Raw genomic sequence first — 18569 nt, forward strand, 5'->3', positions numbered from 1 at the left:
GTCAGAAGTGCATCGCCACCGCGTCGCTCACGCGGTAGTCGTTCTCGACCACGGGCATCCAGTGCCACTTGTCGAAGGTGGTGCAGGGATGCGAGATGCCCAGGCCCACGCGGTCGCCGACGGCCGGCGCGCGCGCCTCCTCGTCGGCCTCCCAGCGCAGGTAGGCATGCTGGTCGTTGAGCGCGGTGATCTTCCAGCCCGCGGGCACGGCCTCGGGCGCGAGCACGCCGCGCGCCGCGCGCGCGATCGGCACCGGCAGCGAGAGGTCGAAGGAGATGTCGCGCTTGCCCACGGCCAGGATCGCGAGGCCGGGCTCGGGCCGCGACTGCACGGTGGCCCAGACCTCCATCGCGGGCACCAGGCTCTCGCCGCAATCGCAGCCCAGGCGCTCGTCGACCGCGCTGACCATGCGCTTGTAGAAGCCATGGTCGTGCGTGACATAGCAGCCCGAGCGCAGCAGGCCGCGCACCGGCGACGCCAGCGCGGGCTTCAGCCGCCCGGCCACGAGGTCGAAGATGGCCGAGCCGCCGGCCGAGACCAGCACCTCGTCGGTCTGGAACAGCTGCTGCGTATCGCAATGGCGCGCCACCGCTTCCACGCGGTCCATCAGGGTCGCGGCATAGGCCGCGTCGGGCTCGCTGGCGCCGGTGGCGCCCTGCCCTTCGTAGGTCTCGATGCCCACCAGCCGCACCGCGTCGCTCGCGCGCAGCCGCGTGGCGAGCGCCACCGCTTCCTCATGCGTGCGGCAGCCGGTGCGCGCGCCCGCGACGCCGATCTCGAGCATGACCTCGAAGGGCACGCTGTTGGGGTGGCGGCGCGCCCAGTCCTCGATCAGCGCGAGCTGCGCCAGCGAATCGACCAGGAACACGATGCGCAGGCCCGCATGGTCGCGCAGCAGCAGCTGAATGCCGGCCAGGTCCTCGTCGCTCACCACCTGGTTGGCGATCAGCGTGCGGCGCGCGCCGGCGGCCACGCCCACCGCGAGCTGGGTCACGGTGGCGAAGGTCAGGCCCCAGGCGCCGGCGTCGAGCTGGCGCTGGAACAGCTGCGGCGACATGGTGGTCTTGCCGTGCGGCGCGAGGTCGATGCCCCATTCGCGCACGCGCGACTGCATCCAGGCCAGGTTGTGCTCGAGCGCCTCGCGCTTGAGCACGGCCAGCGGCAGCGGCAGGTCGCCCGCGAGCACGTTCCAGCCCGCGGCGCCGATCTCGCTGCGCCGGCGCGGCGCCTGGGTGCGCGGATAGCCCTTGAAGCTGCTGCCCAGCAGCGGGTCGTCGAAGGAGGGAGCGGCGGTGTCGGTCATGGTCATGCGGCGATGGGGGAAAGCAGGTCCTTGCGGATGCAGGCGCTGTAGTGTCCGCTCGAAACCTGCTCGAGCGGCGGCACGGTCTGCGCGCAGGCGTCGATGGCATGCGGGCAGCGCGTGCGGAACACGCAGCCCGAAGGCGGCGAGATCGGACTGGGGATGTCGCCCTTGAGCGCGATGCGCTCGGTGGCGAGTTCGGGATCGGGCTTCGGGCTCGCGGCCAGCAGCGCCTGGGTGTAGGGGTGCGAGGGACGCGCGAAGAGCTCGTCGGTTTCCGCGACCTCCATCACCTTGCCCAGGTACAGCACCACCACGCGGTCGCACAGGTACTCGACCACGTCGAGGTCGTGCGAGATGAACAGCATGGTCAGGCCCAGGCGCTCGCGCAGGTCGGCCAGCAGGTTGATGACCTGCGACTGGATCGACACGTCGAGCGCCGACAGCGGCTCGTCGGCCACGATGAACTCGGGCTCCACCGCGAGCGCGCGCGCCACGCCGATGCGCTGGCGCTGGCCGCCCGAGAACTCGTGCGGGAAGCGGCTCGCATGCTCGGCGCGCAGGCCCACGGTCTCGAGCAGCTCGGCGATGCGCCTGTCGCGCGCGGCCGCGCCCTTGTGCAGGCCGTGCGTGGCCAGCGCCTCGCCGAGGATCGCGCCGATGCGCATCTTCGGGTTCAGGCTCGCATACGGGTCCTGGAAGATGATCTGCAGCTTGCTGCGCAATTTGCGCATGCGCTCGCCCGACAGCGCGCCGATGTCGTCGCCGCGGTAGAGCACCTGGCCCTCGGTGCGCTCGAGCAGGCGCAGCACGGTGCGGCCGATGGTGCTCTTGCCCGAGCCCGATTCGCCGACCAGGCCCAGCGTCTCGCCGGGCTGGATCGCGAACGACACGTCGTCGACCGCGCGCACGGGGCGCTCGCCGCTGCCGAAATACTTCTTGAGTCCGCGGACTTCGATGAGGGGGGAAACGGCGGTCATGCGAGCCTCGCGAGTTGGACATCGGGCTGCACGCGAACGCAGCGCGCCTGGCGGCCGGCATGGGTCTGCAGCAGCGCCGGCATCGCGGCACTGCACTGCGCCAGCGCAAGATCGCAGCGCGGCTCGAACGCACAGCCCGGCGGCGGCGCCAGCGGGCTCGACACCTGCCCGCGGATCGCGAACAGGCGCTTGGGCTTGGGCTGCCCCGGCTGCCGCGCCTTGCCCGGCAGGCAGGCCAAGAGGCCCTGGGTGTACGGATGCTCGGGCTGCGCGAACAGCGGGCGCACCGGCGCGCTCTCGACCACGCGGCCGGCGTACATCACGACCACGTCGTCGGCATGGTGCGCGACCACGCCGAGGTTGTGCGTGATGAACAGGATGCTCATGCCGGTCTCGGCCTGCAGCCGGCGCATCAGCACCAGGATCTGCGCCTGGATGGTCACGTCGAGCGCGGTGGTGGGCTCGTCGGCGATCAGCAGCGTCGGGTCGCAGGCCATGGCCAGCGCGATCATCACGCGCTGGCGCATGCCGCCCGAGAGCTGGTGCGGGTACTCTTGGAGGCGCTGCGCCGCGGCCGGTATCTCGACCAGGTCGAGCATGCGCTTGGCATGGGCCAGCGCGGCCTGGCGGTCGAGCCCCTTGTGCAGCCGCACGCTCTCGGCGATCTGCTCGCCGATGGTGAACACCGGGTTCAGGCTGGTCATCGGCTCCTGGAAGATCATCGAGAGCTGGTTGCCGCGCAGCGCGCGCATCTCGCGCTCGGGCAGGGTCAGCAGGTCGACGGTCTTGCCTTCGCGCGTGACGAAGCGCGCGCCGCCGCTGACCTGGGCGTTGGCGGTCCTGGGCAAGAGGCGCATCAGCGTGAGGCTGGTGACCGACTTGCCCGAGCCCGATTCGCCGACCAGCGCGGTGGTCTTGCCGGGCTGGATCGCGAAGCTCACGTCGGCCACCGAGCGGATCAGGCCGTCCTCGGTGGGGAAGCTGGTGCTCAGGCGGTCGACCACGAGGCGCGGGGAGGATGTGGCGGTCGTCATCACGCAGTTTTCTTGAGCTTGGGGTCGAGCAGGTCGCGCACGCCATCGCCGAGCAGCTGCAGCGACAGCGCCGTGAAGATGATGGCGAGCCCCGGGAACAGCACCACCCAGAAGGCCTGGTGCGCGTACTGCTGGCTGCCCGCGACCATGGTGCCCCAGGTCGGGATCTCGGGCGGTACGCCGACGCCGAGGAAGGACAGCCCCGCCTCGGCCAGGATCGCGTAGGCGAAGATGAACGAGACCTGCACCAGGATCGGCGACATCAGGTTCGGCAGGATGCGGCGCCACAGGATGCGCGAGGTGCGCACGCCGAGCGCGCGCACGGCCTCGACGAACAGCAGCTCGCGCACCACCAGCGTGGAGGCCCGCACCACGCGCGCCACGCGCGGCGTGTAGACCAGCACCAGCGCCAGCACCGTGTTGACCAGCGAGGGTCCGAGGATCGCCACCAGCGCGATCGCCAGCAGGATGTCGGGGAAGGACATCATCGCGTCGACCACGCGCATCAGCGGCGCGTCGAGCCGGCGGAAGAAGCCGGCCATCAGGCCCAGCACCGTGCCCGCGACGACGGCGCCCAGCGCGGTGAGCGCCGCGATCGCCAGCGAGTAGCGCGCGCCGTGCACGATGCGCGAGTAGAGGTCGCGGCCCAGCTCGTCGGTGCCCAGCAGGTGCTCGGCGCTCGGCGCCTTCAGGCGCTGCAGCACGGCCGTGTCGTTGGGATCGATGGAGGCGAACAGCGGCGCGCCGATGGCGAGGATGGCGATCGCCAGCAGCACCAGCGCGGACAGCATCACGATGCGGCGGTGCATCAGTTGGCGCAGCATTCTTGGCATCTGCATGGCTCAGACCTTCACGCGCGGATCGACCACCGCATACAGCAGGTCGATAGCGAAATTGATGAGCACGTAGATCGCGGCGATCACCAGCAGCGCGCCCTGGATCACCGGGTAGTCGCGCCGCAGCACCGCGCTCACCACGAGGTTGCCCACGCCCGGCAGGCCGAACACGGTCTCGGTGATGACGGCGCCGCCGATCATCAGCGCCACCGTCAGGCCGATCACCGTGACGATCGGCACCAGCGCGTTGCGCAGCGCATGCTTGAGCACCACCACCGTCTCGCTCAGGCCCTTGGAGCGCGCGGTGCGCACGTAGTCCTCGCCGAGCACGTCGAGCATCGAGGCGCGCGTGAAGCGGATGATGAGCGCGGAGTTCAGGAGGCCCAGCACCGCGGCCGGCAACACCAGCGAATGCAGCCGCTCGGCCAGCGCCGCGTCGGGCGCGCCGTAGCCCGAGACCGGGAACCAGCCGAACGAGACCGCGAAGATCTGGATCAGCACGATGCCGAGCCAGAAGCTCGGGATGCTCGCGCCCAGCATCGCGATGCCGGTGAACAGCTGGTCGACCGCGCGGCCGCGGAACACGGCCGAGACGATGCCGCAGGGCACGCCGATCAGCGCGGCGATGGCCACCGCCATCAGCGCGAGCAGCGCGGTGGGCTCGGCGCGCTCCCACAGCGCCTGCGTGACCGGGCGCTGCAGGAAGATCGAGGTGCCGAGGTTGCCCTGCAGCACCTCGCGCAGCCAGTAGCCGAACTGCACGGGCAGCGGCTTGTCGAGGCCGTACTCCTTCTGCACGCGCGCGATGTCGGCCGCGGTGGCCTGGTCGCCCAGCAGCACCGAGACCGGGTCGCCCGAGGCGGCGCGCGTGAGCACGAACACCAGCACCGCCACGATGGCGAGCACGATGAGCATGCCGCCCGCGCGCGAGGCGATGTAGCGAAGCGAGGCGTTCTTCTTCATGCCGAGAACTCGATCGCTGCCGCGCTGCCCACCGCCACGTACTGGCCAGTGAACGCGATGTCGCCGTTCTTCACGCGGAAGACCGTGACGTTGTCGCCCTGCTTGTTGTGGCAGACGTAGAGGAAGCGCCCGCTCGGGTCGAGCGTGCAGCTGCGCGGGTAGTTGCCGCGCGTCCATTCCTCGCGCACCAGCGTGGGCGCGCCGGTGCGGGCGTCGATCGCGAACAGCGAGATCGAATCGTGCAGCCGGTTGAGCGACACGAAGTGCCGGCCGCCGGGCAGCATGCGGATGCCCGAGGCGTAGCTGGTGCCCTTGAAGCCCTTCGGCAGCGCCGAGGTCTCGCTCACGGGCGTGAGCACGCCGGTGGCGTCGTCGTAGCGCATGAAGGCGATGGTCGAGGCCTCCTCGTTCACGAGGTAGAACCAGCGGCCGTTCGGATGAAAGACGAAGTGGCGCGCGCCCGAGCTCTCCGACACGGCCACCGTGCCGGGCTGGCTCAGCACGCCGGTCGCGCGGTCGAAGCGGTAGGAGATGACGCGGTCGAGCCCCAGGTCGGCCACGAGCACGAAGTTGCCCTTGGGATCGGCATGCACCATGTGCGCATGCGGGCCGTCGTGGTCGGAGGTGGCGAAGCCCTCGTGCGCGCGCGCGCGGCCGCCGGCACCACGTCGGCGCCGGGCTTGCAGGGCGTGGCGCCGCAGGCGGCCGCGTCCGGGTAGACGACGGCGGCACGGTCGGTCTCGAAGCCGCCGTCGGCGCGCAGCGCGATCACGCTGACGTCGCCGCTCGCGTAGTTGGCGGTGAACAGGAAGCGGCCCTCGGGATGCACGCTGAGGTGCGCCGGGTCCTTGCCGCCGCAGGGCATCTCGGCCACGAAGGACAGCGCGCCGTTCGCGCCGATGCGGAAGGCCGAGACCGAGCCGGCCTCGAACTCGTTGGCCGCATAGAGCAGCGGCAGGCTCGGATGGCGCGCGAGCGAGGCGGGGTTGCGCAGCTTCGCGCCCTCGCCCTGGCTCGCCACCGCGGGCGGTGCGCCGGGAATGGGCGTGAGCGCGCCGGTCGCGCCGTCGAGCACGAACTGGTGCACGCCCAGGCCGCGCCCGCCGCGCCACGGCTTGCCGCCGTCGCTGTAGGTGCCGACGTAGGCGTACACGGGCCCCGGCGTGGCGGCCTGGACGGTGGAGGCCGTGAGGCCCAGGGCTCCGAGACCGGAGGCCCATGCGGTGGCTTGCAGAAGCTGGCGACGCGATGGCATGACGGGAGTCCTCGCGGCCTTACTTGATCTTCGCGTTCCAGAAGAAGGGCCAGGTCGCGGGCTGGTAGTTGTCGAGCGCCGGGCTCCTGGCCGACAGCCCGTTGAACTTGCCGACGTTGATGTACGGCACCTCCTCGTAGACCACCTGCTGCACCTTGCCCCACAGCGCGCCGCGCCTGGCCGGGTCGCTCTCGACGTTGAAGGCCTGCAGCGCCGCCTTCTTGGCGGGCGTGTCCCACCAGCCGGGCGCGCCGTCGCCGAGCTGCGGCGGCGAGAGCATGGGCTCGGGGAACTGGCCCGAGTGGGTGACGTAGATGTCCCACAGCTTGGCGTCGTTGCGGCGCTGCACCAGCGTGGCCCAGTCGACCACGTTGAGGTCGACCTTGAAGCCGGCGCGCTTGAGCTGCTCGGCCATCAGGAGCGACATGTTGTAGTGGAAGTCGTACTGGCGGCTCGTGAGCACGCGGATCGGCTCGCCCTTGTAGCCGGCCTTGGCCGCGGCCTCCTTGGCCTTGGCGGCGTTGCGCTGGTTGTACTGGTCGGCGCCGGCGGTCGAATAGAAGGGCGAGCCCTTCGGGAAGTGGTTGGCCTCGGCCACGAAGAAGCGCGTGTCGCCGAAGCCGGCCGCGAGCATCTCGCCCTCGCCGAGCGCGGTCTGGATCGCCTGGCGCACCGGCTGGCTCGCGGCCACGCCTTCCTTGGTGTTGAGCACCAGGTAAGGGAAGCCGAACGAGGGCGTCATGATCGGCACCGTCTTGCCGCCCGATTTCTCGAGGCGCGGCAGCGCCTCCACCGGCAGCAGGTCGGCGAAGTCGTACTGGCCGGCCAGCGCGCCCTCGACGCGCGTGCTGGCGTTGGGCACGGGCACGAAGCGCAGTTCCTCGATCGCCGCCTCGCGCTTGCCGCCGTAGCCGCTCGCGGGCTCCTTGCGCGCCGCGTACTTGTCGAAGCGCGTGAGCAGCACGAACTGGTCGGGGCGGCGTTCCTTGAACTTGTAGGGACCGGTGCCGACGAAGTCCTTGAGCGGCGAGGCGATCGATTCCTTGGCCATGATCGCGGCCATGCCGCTGGGCAGCGCGAGCTGCGACAGCAGCGGCGCATAGGGTTCCTTGAGCGCGATCTCGACCGCCAGCGGGCCCTTGGCCTTGAGGCTGTCGATCTCCTTGCCCACGGCCTTGCCGCGCGGCGACTGGTCCATCCAGCGCTGCAGGCTCGCGACCACGTCGTCGGCCGTGAGCTCGCGGCCGCTGTGCAGCATCACGCCCTTGCGCAGCGCGATCGCGTAGGTCTTGCCGTCGGCCGAGATCTTCGGCATGCCCTCGGCCAGCATCGGCACCACGTTCCACTTGGCGTCGAAGGTGTAGAGCGTCTCGTAGACGTGCTGCATGATGGTTCCGACCAGGTCGGCGGTCGAGGCCATCGGATCGAGCGTCTGCGGCTCGGCCACCATCGCCAGCGTGGCGAAGTTGCGCGGACCCTGCGCCTGGGCGTTCAGCGGTGCCACGGCATACAGCGCCGCGAGCAGGGTGGCACCCAGAAGGGTGCGCTTCGACAGCATGGGCAGGCGCGGGAAAGAGCCGGCGTGGGGCATGGAGTTCTCCTTCATGGGGCGAGACGCGTTTGTGAAAAAAACTTTCGTTGCGGGCCGCACTTTGAAGCAGTATCCATGCCAAATCATCCGTGAAAACCCTTGATTCAGCGTTATCACTGAAATAGATTTTCAGTTTCGGCCGATACTGGCGGCCGTTTTCACCCCCTCCCCTTTCATTTCCCTTCTTCAGACAGGAGCTCGTCCATGCCTCTCGAATACCTCGGCGCCCCGCCCACCGCTTCCGACCGCCAGGTGCGTCCCTTCTCGCCGGCCGTGCGCGCGGGCGATTTCATCTACGTGTCGGGCCAGGTGCCGGCCAATGCGCAGGGCGAGATCGTGGCCGGCGGCATCGAGGCGCAGACGCGCCAGGTGATGGAGAACCTGAAGACCGTGCTCGCGCTGGCCGGCGCCACGCTCGACGACGTCTGCAAGACCACCTGCTGGCTCGACGACGCGCGCGACTTCGGCGCCTTCAACCGCATCTACATGAGCTACTTCGGCGAGAACAAGCCCGCGCGCTCGACCACCGAGGCGCGGCTGATGGTCGATGCGAAGGTGGAGATCGACGTGGTGGCGTACAAGCCGAAGGCTTGAGACACGGGGACCGGGCAGCCGAACGCAGAGGTCGCGAAGGTTGCGCGAAGGTCGGCGGAAGAAAACCGAAAGATGCCTTCGGTCTTTTCTGCGACTTCTGCGCAGCTTTGGGCTTTCTTCTGCGTTCGGCTGTTCGGATTTCCGTTCCGCGTCAGCCCCGCAGCTCGCTCTTGCGCTGCACGATGCGCGAGACCAGCCCGTAGTCGACCGCCTCCTCCGCCGACAGCCAGCGATCGCGCTCGATGTCGGCCAGTACCACCTCGAGGGGCTTGCCGGTCTCGCGCGCGATCTCGTGCGCGATGCGCTGGCGGGCCTTGACGATCTCCTGGGCCTGGATCGCGATGTCGGTGGCCTGGCCGCCGGCCCCGCCCGAGGGCTGGTGGATCAGGAAGCGGGTGTTGGGCAGGCACACGCGGCGCTCGCGCGGCGCGGCCAGGAACAGATGGGTGGCGGCGCTGCCGACCCAGCCGGTGCCGATCATGTGCACCGGCGCGGCGATGAAGCGCACCACGTCGTGGATCGCATCGCCCGATTCGAGATGCCCGCCGGGCGAGCTCACGAGGATGTCGATCGGCTTGTCGGCGCTGTCGGCGTCGAGCGCGATCAGCCGGCGCGTGACGTCGGCGGCCACGGCGTCGGTGATGCTGCCGAAGATCAGCAAGGTGCGCGAGCGGAAGGCCTTCTCCTCGAGGTAGGAATTGCGCGGCTCGGCGGTGGCGGCCGGGCGGGTGTCGTCTTCGGATTCCAGCGTGAACATGGCGGTCATGAAAAAAGCTCCAGGGGGTTGGAGCTGTCTTGACGAACAAGCCCACGCTTTCGTGACATCGCCGGCCGTGGCAAGCTGCGCCGATGCTCGACGAACGCTATCTCTCGCAATTCCCTCTGCTGCGCGGCCGGCTGGTGCGCGCGGCGGCGCGGCTGGTCGGCGGCACGGCGCAGGCCGAGGACCTGGTGCAGGACAGCTACCTGCGCGCGCTCGAGGCCGGCGAACACGCCGGCATCGACAGCACGCAGGCCTGGCTCACGACCGTGATGCAGCACCTCGCGATCGACCGGTTGCGGCGCGAAGGCTGGATGCGGCGCTGGCTCGACGAGGCCGGCTCGACGCCGGAGACGGCGGAATCGGCCGAAAGCGAGGCCGCGCGCGCCGAAGAGACCGGGCAGGCGCTGCGCCTCCTGGCCGAGCGGCTGAGCCCCGCCGATGGCGCCGCGGTGCTGCTGCGCGAGGTGTTCGAAGTCAGCTTCAAGGAGCTGGCCGAGGTCACGGGCCGGACCGAGGCCGCCTGGCGGCAGCAGATGCACCGCGCGCTGCTGCGGCTGCGCGAGCCCCGCGAGAAGGCCTCCGATGCGGCCGGGCGCGATGCCGCCTTTGCTCTCTACCAGCAGGCGCTGCGCGATGCGGATGCGCGGCTGCTGTTCGCGATGCTGCGCCAGCCGCCGGCGCGGGCGATCGGGTTGTCGGTCCATGCCGCACCGCCGCCGGCCTCTGGCTCGCCGCGCGCGGCCTGCCAGGTGGTGCAGATCGGCGGCCGGCTCGGGCTGGTGCTGACGCTGGGCGGGAAGCTGTTGTGCGTGCTGCCGCTGGAGGCGCGGCAGGAAGAGCAGGAAAAGGTGGAAGCGCTCTCGCTCTGAATCGCGGTATTGCTCCTTCCCCCTCTGGGGGAAGGCCGGGATGGGGGCACGCGGCGATGGCAAGGCCAAGGCCTATCGACCGCCCGCTGCCCCCACCCCTACCCTCCCCCAGCGGGGGAGGGAGAAAAGACATTCAGGCCAACCGCCCTGCCACCAGCTGCAGCACCCGGTCGCAACGCCGCGCCAGGTCCTGGTCGTGCGTGACCATCACGAAGGCCGTGCCATGGCGGCGCGCGAGGTCGAGCATCAGCGCGAACACGGTGTCGGCGGTGCTGCGGTCGAGGTTGCCGGTGGGCTCGTCGGCCAGCACGCAGGCCGGCTGCGTGACCAGCGCGCGCGCGATCGCCACGCGCTGGCGCTCGCCGCCCGACAGCTCGGCCGGCCGATGGTGCAGCCGCTCGCCCAGGCCCACGCTCTCGAGGATCTTCGTCGCCGACTGCGCGGCCGTGGCCGGGTCCACGCGGCGGATCTTCAACGGCATCGCCACGTTGTCGAGCGCGCTGAACTCGGGCAGCAGGTGATGGAACTGGTAGACGAAGCCCAGGTGCAGGTTGCGCAACCGGCCCTGCTCGGCGGGGTCGGCATGCGCGATGTCCTTGCCGAGCAGCTCGACCTTGCCCGAGGTCGGCGAATCGAGCCCGCCCATCAGGTGCAGCAGCGTGCTCTTGCCCGAACCCGAGGCGCCGACGATGGCCAGCGTCTCGCCGGCATGCACGTCGAGGTCGATGCCGTGCAGCACGGTCAGATCGAGCCTGCCTTCGTGGAAGCGCTTGGTCAGACCGCGCGCCTTCAATACGACTTCACTCATAGCGCAGCGCCTCGGCGGGATTCACGCGGCTGGCGCGCCAGCTCGGATACAGCGTGGCCAGGAAGGCCAGCACCAGGGAGATGATCGCGATCGGCATGATGTCGCTGCGCTGCGGATCGCTGGGCATCTTGCTGATCAGGTAGATGTCCTTGGGCAGGAAGCTCGCGTGGAACAGCTGCTCGAGGAAGGGCACGATCACGTCGATGTTGTAGGCGATGCCCAGGCCCAGCAGCAGGCCGGCCACGGTGCCGATCACGCCCACCATCGCGCCCTGCACCACGAAGATGCCCATGATGCTGCGCGGCGAACTGCCCAGGGTGCGCAGGATCGCGATGTCGGCGCGCTTGTCGGTCACCGTCATCACCAGCGTCGACACCAGGTTGAACGCGGCCACCGCCACGATCAGCGTGAGGATGATGAACATCATGCGTTTCTCGACCTGCACGGCCGCGAACCAGGTCTTGTTCTGGCGCGTCCAGTCGCGGATCAGGAACTGGCCCGGCAGGGTCACGGCCATCTCGTCGGCCACGTCTCGCGCCTGGTTGAGGTCCTTCAGTCGGATGCGGATGCCGGTCGGGCCCTCGAGCCGGAACACGCGCGCCGCATCCTGCTCGTTGATCAGCGCCAGCGCCGAGTCGTATTCGTAGTGGCCCGAGTCGAAGGTGCCGACCACGGTGAACTGCTTGAGCCGCGGCACCACGCCGGCCGGCGTGACCTGGCCGCCCGGCGCCACCAGCGTGACCTGGTCGCCGGGCTGCACGAACAGCGAGCGCGCCAGCTCGCCGCCCAGCACGATGCCGAACTCGCCGGGCACCAGCTTGTCGAGCGTGCCCTTGGGCGCGGCGGCCGCGATGTCGGTGACCTCGGGCTCGAGCTTGGGCTCGATGCCGCGCACCAGCGTGCCCTTCATGTCCTCGCCGCGCGCGATCAGCGCCTGGGTCGCGATGAAGGGCGCCGCGCCAACCACCTCGGGATGCTTGCGCGCGGCCGCCATGATGGTGTCGAGCTCGGGCAGGGCCTGGCCGTCGCGCGAGATGATCTCGATGTGCGAGACCACGCCCAGCATGCGGTCGCGCACTTCCTTCTGGAAGCCGTTCATCACGCTCAGCACGATGATCAGCGCGGCCACGCCGAGCGCGATGCCGAGCATCGACACGCCCGAGATGAACGAGATGAAACCGTTGCGCCGGGTCGCCCGGCCCGCGCGCGTGTAGCGCCAGCCGAGCTGCAGTTCGTAGGGGAGTCGCATCAGGTCTCCTGCGGCGCTCGGGGCGACGGCATGGGTCGGTTCATGGAAAAAGGGTGAAGACGAAGAGGAAGGCGGGCGGAATTGTGGCATCCCGGACAATAGGCCCATGGCCGAACCCGCTCCCGCCCGTCATCTCCTGATTCCCTTTGCCGGCCGCGGTTCCCCGTCCTGCCGCGCAGCCCTCTCGACCTTGAGGTTGCCGAAGCTCGAGGCCCTGCTCGGCCGGCTCGCCGTCACGGCCACCGACACGCAGGACGAAAGCACCCGCTCCCCCCCGCACGAACGCGCCCTGGCGCGCGCGCTCGGCATCGCCGCGGCCGACGGCTGCCTTCCCTGGGCCGCGCTCGAGGCGCGCCGCAACGGCACCGCCGAAGCGGGCGACACCGGCGCCTGGGGCCTGGTCACGCTGTGCCACTGGCAGGTCGGCATCGACGACGTGGTGCTCGGCGATCCCTCGGCGATCGAGATCGATGCCGAGGAGTCGGCCGCGCTGCTGGCCGCGGCGCGCCCCTTCTTCGAGGAGGACGGCATCGCGCTGCATCCTTCGGCGCGTCCCGGCCGCTGGCTCGCGCGCGCGCCGATCTTCCAGGACCTCGCCACCGCCGCCATCGACCGCGCCGTGGGCCACCCGATCTCGCAGTGGTCGCCGCTGGCCGATGCCGCGCGGCCGCTGCGCCGGCTGCAGAACGAGATGCAGATGCTGCTCTACACCCAGCGCGTGAACGACGACCGCGCCGCGCGCGGCGCGCCGCCGATCAACTCCTTCTGGCTCAGCGGCACCGGCGCGCTCGCGGCCGGCGCCATCGGTCCCGAAGGCGCCGCGCCGCAGGTCGACGATTCGCTGCGCACCGCCGCGCTGCACGACGACGGCATCGGCTGGGCCGAGGCCTGGCAGGCGCTCGACGCGGGCCCCGTCGCCGCGCTGCTCGACCACTACAACGCGGGCGCCCCAGTCGCGATCACGCTGTGCGGCGACCGCACGGCGCAGCGCCACGAGATCCAGCCGCGCGGCTTCGTGGGCTGGGCCCGCAGCCTGTTCGACCGGCCACGCGCCGCCGCCGTGCTGGAGGCGCTCTGATGAAGATCCATCCCCGCGACATTCCCCCGCGCAGCGCCTGGGCGCTCGAGCAGGCCGGCGTGCATCCGCTGCTGGCCCGGCTGTTCGCCGCGCGCGGCGTCAGCGCCAAGGACGAGCTCGACGACGGCCTGGCGCGCCTGCTGCCGCCCGACACCCTGCGCGGCACGCAGGAGGCCGCGGTGCTGCTGGCCGACGCGATGGCCGCCGACAAGCGCCTGTGCATCGTGGCCGACTACGACTGCGACGGCGCCACCGCCTGCGCGGTCGGCGTGCGCGGCCTGCGCCTGCTGGGCGCGAAGAACGTGAGCTACCTCGTGCCCGACCGCGTGGTCGACGGCTACGGCCTCACGCCGCCGATCGCCGAGCGCGTGGCCGCGAGCGGCGCCGACATGCTGATCACGGTCGACAACGGCATCGCCAGCGTCGACGGCGTGGCCGCGGCCAAGGCGCGCGGCCTGCAGGTGCTGGTGACCGACCACCACCTGCCCGGCCCCGAGCTGCCGATCGCCGACGTGCTGGTGAATCCGAACCATCCCGACTGCGGCTTCGAGAGCAAGTGCATCGCCGGCGTCGGCGTGATGTTCTACGTGCTGCTCGCGCTGCGCTCCGAGCTGCGCCGGCGCGGCGTGTTCGACGTGGCGACGCAGCCCAAGCTCGACGCGCTGCTGCCGCTGGTGGCGCTGGGCACCGTGGCCGACGTGGTGAAGCTCGACGCCAACAACCGCCGGCTGGTGGCGCAGGGCCTGCGCCGCATCCGTGCGGGCGCCATGCCCGCGGGCGTGTCGGCGCTGTTCAAGGCCGCGGGCCGCGTGGCCGCCGCGGCCACCACCTTCGACTTCGGCTTCGCGCTCGGCCCGCGCATCAATGCGGCCGGCCGGCTCGCCGACATGACGCTGGGCATCGAATGCCTGCTGACCGAGGATGCCGCGCGCGCCGACGAGCTCGCGCGCCTGCTCGACGGCATCAACCGCGAGCGGCGCGACATCGAGGGCGGCATGCGCGACCAGGCGCTGCTCCTGGCCGAGTCGCTGTTCACCGTCGACGGCGAAGGCATCGAGACCGTGCCCGCGGCCATCAGCGTGTTCGATGCCGACTTCCACGAGGGCGTGGTCGGCATCGTGGCATCGCGCATCAAGGAGCGCTTCCACCGGCCCACCTTCGTGTTCGCGGCCAGCGGCGCGCCCGGCAAGGAGCACGAGCTCAAGGGCTCGGGCCGCTCGATTCCGGGCTTCCACCTGCGCGATGCGCTGGACCTCGTCGCCAAGCGGCATCCGGGCGTGCTGCTGCGCTTCGGCGGCCATGCGATGGCGGCCGGCTGCACGGTCGCGCGCGAGCAGTTCCAGACCTTCGAGCGCGCGCTCGCGCAGGTGGCCGACGAATGGCTCGATGCCGCCACGCTCACGCGCCGCATCGACACCGACGGCCCGATCTCGCGCGAGTACCTGCGCGTGGACCTGATCGACACCCTGCACCGCGAGGTCTGGGGCCAGGGCTTCGCGCCGCCCACCTTCAGCGAGGAGGTCGAGGTGGTGTCGCAGCGGCTGGTCGGCGAGCGGCACCTCGCGCTCAAGCTGCGCCACCAGGGCCAGCCCATCGACGGCATCTGGTTCGGCCACACCGACCCGCTGCCGCCGCGCGTGAAGCTGGCGTTCCGGCTCGACGCCGACGAATGGCAGGGCGTGCGGCGCGTGCGCTTCCTGGTCGAGGGCGCCGAAATCTGAAGCGCTCGAGCCCCGGCCACAGGTTACGCCGGGGTTTCCGCTGCAAGCAATTGCATGCGCCGTCCCGCCTCGACGGGCGCGCGCTCGGTACACATTCCTACATGGAAGGCGCGCGGGGCTTCTACGCTGATCTCCATGCACGGCGCGCCACGGCCGATTTCCGGCAGCGTCCACGCGGTGCAACGCAGGAGACCGGCATGCACAGACCCTCCCCGACGTGTTCCCCGGCGCCGAACGCCGCCCGCTCGCGCTGGTGACCGGCGCCTCCTCGGGCATCGGCTACCACCTCGCGCGGCGCGCGGCCGAACATGGCTACGACCTGCTGATCGGCGCCGACGAGTCGCTGGCCCAGGCCGAAGCCGAGTTGCGCGCGATGGGCGCGCGCGTGTTCGCGGTGCGCGAGGACTTCGCCACGCGCGACGGCGTCGACGCGCTGCTCGCGGCCTGCGAGGACCGGCCGATCGACGTGCTGTTCGCCAACGCGGGCCACGGCCTGGGGCATGGCTTCCTCGACCAGGAGTTCCACGACGTGCAGCACGTGATCAACACCAACGTGACCGGCACGCTCTACCTGGTGCAGCGCGTGGGCCGCGCGATGCGCGAGCGCGGCCAGGGCCGCATCCTCATCACGGGCTCGATCGCGGGCTTCCAGCCCGGCGCCTTCCAGGCGGTCTACAACGGCACCAAGGCCTTCATCGATTCCTTCGCGATGGCGCTGCGCAACGAGCTCGAGGACACGGGCGTGACCGTGACCTGCCTGATGCCCGGCGTGACCGACACCCACTTCTTCGCGCGCGCCGATATGCTCGACACGCGCGTGGGCCAGCAGTCCGACAAGGCCGATCCGGCCGAGGTGGCGAAGGAAGGCTTCGACGCGCTGATGAAGGGCGAGAGCGGCGTGATCGCGGGCTGGCGCAACAAGATGCAGGTGGCGCTGTCGCGCGTGATGCCCTCGCCCGCGCTGGCCGAGCAGCACCGCAGGATCGCGGAACCGGGCAGCGCGCACGCGCCTTCCTGAGCTTTTTCGAGGCGTCGGCGCGCGAACCGCAGACCTTCTTCGTACATTCCAGACGCCCTACGCGGCCTTGCGACTTTTGGAGGTGCACGCGCGCGTGCACCGCGGGCATGATCGCGCCCATGCGTTGTCCTTTCCCGATCGCTCCGGCGCGCAGCACGCGACTGCCGGACGCCCATCGGGCGCCTGCGTCTTGAACCCCCGCGCCCTTCGCTGCGCCGCTTGCACGCGGCGTTCACATGGCGCGCCTATCCTGCCCCCAGGCTTGCGTACGGCAACGCTTCTTGATGCCCGCTCATCGACGAACCCCAGGAGGATTTTCTTTCCATGCGCCGTTTTGAACTGATCGAGGGAACCGCCAGCAAGTTCTGGGAAGTGGAACAGGCGGAGAACGATCTCAACATCCGCTGGGGCCGCATCGGCACCGCGGGCCAGAGCCAGACCAAGTCCTTCGCCGATGCCGCGAAGACCGCCACCGCGCTGACCAAGCTGGTGAGCGAGAAGACCGGCAAGGGCTACAAGGAAGTCGGCGTGAGCGCCGATGCGAGCATCGGCAAGACCGAGTCCAAGCCCAAGGCGGAAGCGCCTGCTGCCGCACCCGCCCAGGCACCGGTGCAGGCACCAGTCGCCACCGCACCCGCCACGCCGGCACCGCCCCCCGTCGCGAGCGAAAGCCTCGACAGCCAGTGCGAGCGCGTCGTCGAGGCCGTGCGCATCGCGATCGAGGACGGCAGCGTCAAGACCGGCGACAAGTTCTCGGCCGCCGCGCTCAAGCGCCAGTACGGCGTGAGCGAGCAAGGCGCCACGATGGCCTTCGAGGAGCTCAAGTCCCATGGCCTGCTCTCGGGCTGGGGCACCACCGCCGAGGTGCGCGAGAAGGCGCAGGATGCGGCACGCGAACTGGCGCAGCGCACGGCCGTCGCGCGCGGCGAGGTGCCGGCCCAGCCCGTGACCGAAGGCGCGCCGCCCTGGCTCGCGCAGGGCGCGCCGCTGCGCGTCACGGCGCAGACGCGCGAGTTCGCCTATGCCTCGCGGCGCTTCCCCTCGACCCGTCCGGTGCTCGACCTCGCGCAGGCCTGGAAGCGGGCCTGCAACGACCTCGAACTGCCGCTGGACCTGGCCGCGACCGATGCCGCGCTGCGGCCCGCGGCCGAGCGCATGCTCGCGCGCGACAAGCCCGTCGCGCCCGCGCCCGATGCCGAAGCCGATGCATTGCTGTTGGCCTTCATGGACCACAACACGCGCCGCGACAAGGCCGGCTCTGTTGTGTTCCTGATCCAGTACCTGGTCGCGCAGTACGGACTGGCCGGCGCGATCGAGGTCTATCTGTCGGCGCTGCGCCTGCAGGTGGAGGGCAGCTACGACCAGCAGGCCAAGAAGTGGCGCAGCCATTTCTCGAGCAACCCCGGCCAGGCGGTCAACCACGGCTGGTACGGCGCCGTGGGCGATGCCGAGGAAGTGCTGCGCGAGCAGCTCTCGACCGCACCCGAGGCCGAGTGGCAGCAGTGCGCCGACCTGATCGAGGCCGCGCTGCCCTCGCTGCATCCGAGCCGCCAGCCACTGGCGGCGCTGCTGCTGCCCGAGCGGCCCGAACTCTCGAACGCGCTCGCGCTGCGCCTGGCCGGCGAGAAGGACAGCGGCGAGACCTTGCACTGGCTGCTGCTGACCATCACCGATGCCGCCGCCGCCGCGCAGGCCGCCAAGGTGCGGCTCAGCTATTCGAGCGGCTTCTGGGGCCACTACAAGATGACGGCCACCGCGCTGCTCGAGCGCGGCACCGAAGCCGTGGCGCTGCTCGAACGCGGCGCGGCCGAAGAGCATGCCGGCGAGACGCTCGCGGCCATCGGCACGCCCGAGGCGGTGGCGGCGCTCGCCAAGGTCGCGAGCGGTTCGAAGGCGGCGCTCGCGCGGCTGTCGCTCGCGGTGGACCGCTGGCCGCAGGCCGCCATCGTCGCGCTGGCGCGGCTGGTGGCCGCCGGCGGCAAGGACGCGGGCCTGCTCACGCCCAGCCTCACGCGGCTGCTGCGCGCGCACGGCGGCCTGGTCGACGGCCTGCGGCCCTGGCTCGATGCCGGCGCGCAGGGCGCGATCGACCGCCAGCTCGCGCTGCTGTCGGGCCCGAGCGAAGTCGCCGAGCCGAGCGAGCTGCCGGGCGTGCTGGCCGCGCCGCCCTGGCTCGCCAAGGTGCAGAAGAAGGCGGCGGCGGTGCTGGCCCTCGAGCCGCTCGCGCTGGCGCCGGTCGAGCAGTGGGCGCCGGGCGCGCGCGAGGAAGCGCAGCGGCCCGGCACCTCGTGGCAGGTCAACCGCTTCGCGACCGCGCGCACCGACGTGCAGGTGATGCTCAAGGAGCTGGGCTTCGAGAGCAAGGCCAGCAAGCTCGCGCACGAGGAGCAGGTGAAGCTGATGCAGGCCGCCTACGAGGCCGAGGACTCGCCCGACGCCGCGGTGCTGCAGGACATCCACCAGCGCGGCGAGGCGCGCGAGAAGGAGCTGCTCGAGAGCCTGCGCGA

Annotated in this window: 16 protein-coding genes and 1 pseudogene; 6 read left to right on the forward strand and 11 right to left on the reverse strand. The window is 70.8% G+C overall.

The genetic code is table 11. The features are described from left to right. Position 1 precedes the first annotated feature (1 nt). Genes ACHMXE_RS35795 through ACHMXE_RS35830 form a run of 8 tightly spaced genes read right to left on the reverse strand, consistent with a single transcriptional unit; the run spans position 2 to position 7962 of the window. Positions 2-1303, reverse strand: a complete 1302-nt coding sequence (locus ACHMXE_RS35795; protein ID WP_395352949.1) for an amino acid deaminase — start codon at positions 1301-1303, stop codon at positions 2-4. Positions 1304-1305: 2 nt separating this feature from the next. Next, positions 1306-2283, reverse strand: coding sequence for an ABC transporter ATP-binding protein (locus ACHMXE_RS35800; RefSeq protein ID WP_395348613.1), 978 nt, complete (start codon positions 2281-2283; stop codon positions 1306-1308). Beyond that, entirely contained in the window at positions 2280-3317 is a 1038-nt protein-coding gene (locus tag ACHMXE_RS35805) for an ABC transporter ATP-binding protein (RefSeq protein ID WP_395348614.1), read from the reverse strand. Before ACHMXE_RS35805 ends, ACHMXE_RS35800 begins: the two co-directional genes overlap by 4 nt. Continuing rightward, on the reverse strand, positions 3317-4156 hold the full coding sequence (locus tag ACHMXE_RS35810; protein WP_395348615.1) for an ABC transporter permease: 840 nt from the start codon (positions 4154-4156) through the stop codon (positions 3317-3319). Before ACHMXE_RS35810 ends, ACHMXE_RS35805 begins: the two co-directional genes overlap by 1 nt. 3 nt (positions 4157-4159) lie before the next feature. Further along, positions 4160-5116 carry an ABC transporter permease gene (locus ACHMXE_RS35815; protein WP_395348616.1) on the reverse strand — a complete coding sequence of 319 codons (957 nt, stop codon included), beginning with the start codon at positions 5114-5116 and terminating at the stop codon, positions 4160-4162. After that, positions 5113-5712 carry a lactonase family protein gene (locus tag ACHMXE_RS35820; RefSeq protein ID WP_395348617.1) on the reverse strand — a complete coding sequence of 200 codons (600 nt, stop codon included), beginning with the start codon at positions 5710-5712 and terminating at the stop codon, positions 5113-5115. Before ACHMXE_RS35820 ends, ACHMXE_RS35815 begins: the two co-directional genes overlap by 4 nt. Further along, positions 5613-6371 carry a lactonase family protein gene (locus ACHMXE_RS35825; RefSeq protein ID WP_395348618.1) on the reverse strand — a complete coding sequence of 253 codons (759 nt, stop codon included), beginning with the start codon at positions 6369-6371 and terminating at the stop codon, positions 5613-5615. The genes ACHMXE_RS35820 and ACHMXE_RS35825 overlap by 100 nt, the downstream gene beginning before the upstream one ends. Positions 6372-6390: 19 nt before the next feature. Further along, positions 6391-7962, reverse strand: a complete 1572-nt coding sequence (locus ACHMXE_RS35830) for an ABC transporter substrate-binding protein (RefSeq protein WP_395348619.1) — start codon at positions 7960-7962, stop codon at positions 6391-6393. 204 nt (positions 7963-8166) lie between these two features. Between ACHMXE_RS35830 and ACHMXE_RS35835 the strand changes: the two genes are divergently transcribed. After that, entirely contained in the window at positions 8167-8556 is a 390-nt protein-coding gene (locus ACHMXE_RS35835; protein WP_057597741.1) for a RidA family protein, read from the forward strand. A gap of 151 nt (positions 8557-8707) precedes the next feature. On the opposite strand, the gene ACHMXE_RS35840 is transcribed toward ACHMXE_RS35835, so the two are convergent. Next, positions 8708-9322 carry an ATP-dependent Clp protease proteolytic subunit gene (locus ACHMXE_RS35840; RefSeq protein ID WP_209544589.1) on the reverse strand — a complete coding sequence of 205 codons (615 nt, stop codon included), beginning with the start codon at positions 9320-9322 and terminating at the stop codon, positions 8708-8710. 83 nt (positions 9323-9405) lie between these two features. Between ACHMXE_RS35840 and ACHMXE_RS35845 the strand changes: the two genes are divergently transcribed. Next, complete coding sequence (locus ACHMXE_RS35845; protein WP_395348620.1) at positions 9406-10188, forward strand: sigma-70 family RNA polymerase sigma factor; 783 nt, start codon at positions 9406-9408, stop codon at positions 10186-10188. A gap of 133 nt (positions 10189-10321) precedes the next feature. Here ACHMXE_RS35845 and lolD read toward each other — a convergent pair whose 3' ends face one another. Next, positions 10322-10996 carry a lipoprotein-releasing ABC transporter ATP-binding protein LolD gene (gene lolD / locus ACHMXE_RS35850; RefSeq protein ID WP_395348621.1) on the reverse strand — a complete coding sequence of 225 codons (675 nt, stop codon included), beginning with the start codon at positions 10994-10996 and terminating at the stop codon, positions 10322-10324. Further along, the gene (locus ACHMXE_RS35855) at positions 10989-12245 is read right to left on the reverse strand and encodes a lipoprotein-releasing ABC transporter permease subunit (RefSeq protein WP_203204684.1); all 1257 of its coding nucleotides are present in this window, start codon (positions 12243-12245) and stop codon (positions 10989-10991) included. The genes lolD and ACHMXE_RS35855 overlap by 8 nt, the downstream gene beginning before the upstream one ends. Positions 12246-12351: 106 nt before the next feature. Between ACHMXE_RS35855 and ACHMXE_RS35860 the strand changes: the two genes are divergently transcribed. The 4 genes and pseudogenes from ACHMXE_RS35860 to ACHMXE_RS35875 form a co-directional block, all read left to right on the forward strand. Then, entirely contained in the window at positions 12352-13323 is a 972-nt protein-coding gene (locus tag ACHMXE_RS35860) for a hypothetical protein (RefSeq protein ID WP_395348622.1), read from the forward strand. Then, the gene (gene recJ, locus ACHMXE_RS35865) at positions 13323-15044 is read left to right on the forward strand and encodes a single-stranded-DNA-specific exonuclease RecJ (RefSeq protein WP_203204682.1); all 1722 of its coding nucleotides are present in this window, start codon (positions 13323-13325) and stop codon (positions 15042-15044) included. Before ACHMXE_RS35860 ends, recJ begins: the two co-directional genes overlap by 1 nt. Positions 15045-15261: 217 nt before the next feature. After that, on the forward strand, positions 15262-16062 hold the full coding sequence (locus tag ACHMXE_RS35870; protein WP_395348623.1) for an SDR family NAD(P)-dependent oxidoreductase: 801 nt from the start codon (positions 15262-15264) through the stop codon (positions 16060-16062). Positions 16063-16386: 324 nt separating this feature from the next. Continuing rightward, positions 16387-16575, forward strand: a pseudogene (locus ACHMXE_RS35875) (WGR domain-containing protein); the annotation flags it as partial. Between the last annotated feature and the right edge of the window lie 1994 nt (positions 16576-18569).

Source organism: Variovorax sp. UC122_21 (assembly GCF_044056785.1).
In the GTDB taxonomy this organism is placed as follows: domain Bacteria; phylum Pseudomonadota; class Gammaproteobacteria; order Burkholderiales; family Burkholderiaceae_C; genus Variovorax.

Coding starts and splice junctions, on each gene's coding strand:
- ACHMXE_RS35795 (WP_395352949.1), bottom strand. CDS start 1,303: ATGACCGACACCGCCGCTCCCTCCTTCGACGACCCGCTGCTGGGCAGC.
- ACHMXE_RS35800 (WP_395348613.1), bottom strand. CDS start 2,283: ATGACCGCCGTTTCCCCCCTCATCGAAGTCCGCGGACTCAAGAAGTAT.
- ACHMXE_RS35805 (WP_395348614.1), bottom strand. CDS start 3,317: ATGACGACCGCCACATCCTCCCCGCGCCTCGTGGTCGACCGCCTGAGC.
- ACHMXE_RS35810 (WP_395348615.1), bottom strand. CDS start 4,156: ATGCAGATGCCAAGAATGCTGCGCCAACTGATGCACCGCCGCATCGTG.
- ACHMXE_RS35815 (WP_395348616.1), bottom strand. CDS start 5,116: ATGAAGAAGAACGCCTCGCTTCGCTACATCGCCTCGCGCGCGGGCGGC.
- ACHMXE_RS35820 (WP_395348617.1), bottom strand. CDS start 5,712: ATGGTGCATGCCGATCCCAAGGGCAACTTCGTGCTCGTGGCCGACCTG.
- ACHMXE_RS35825 (WP_395348618.1), bottom strand. CDS start 6,371: ATGCCATCGCGTCGCCAGCTTCTGCAAGCCACCGCATGGGCCTCCGGT.
- ACHMXE_RS35830 (WP_395348619.1), bottom strand. CDS start 7,962: ATGCCCCACGCCGGCTCTTTCCCGCGCCTGCCCATGCTGTCGAAGCGC.
- ACHMXE_RS35835 (WP_057597741.1), top strand. CDS start 8,167: ATGCCTCTCGAATACCTCGGCGCCCCGCCCACCGCTTCCGACCGCCAG.
- ACHMXE_RS35840 (WP_209544589.1), bottom strand. CDS start 9,322: ATGACCGCCATGTTCACGCTGGAATCCGAAGACGACACCCGCCCGGCC.
- ACHMXE_RS35845 (WP_395348620.1), top strand. CDS start 9,406: ATGCTCGACGAACGCTATCTCTCGCAATTCCCTCTGCTGCGCGGCCGG.
- lolD (WP_395348621.1), bottom strand. CDS start 10,996: ATGAGTGAAGTCGTATTGAAGGCGCGCGGTCTGACCAAGCGCTTCCAC.
- ACHMXE_RS35855 (WP_203204684.1), bottom strand. CDS start 12,245: ATGCGACTCCCCTACGAACTGCAGCTCGGCTGGCGCTACACGCGCGCG.
- ACHMXE_RS35860 (WP_395348622.1), top strand. CDS start 12,352: ATGGCCGAACCCGCTCCCGCCCGTCATCTCCTGATTCCCTTTGCCGGC.
- recJ (WP_203204682.1), top strand. CDS start 13,323: ATGAAGATCCATCCCCGCGACATTCCCCCGCGCAGCGCCTGGGCGCTC.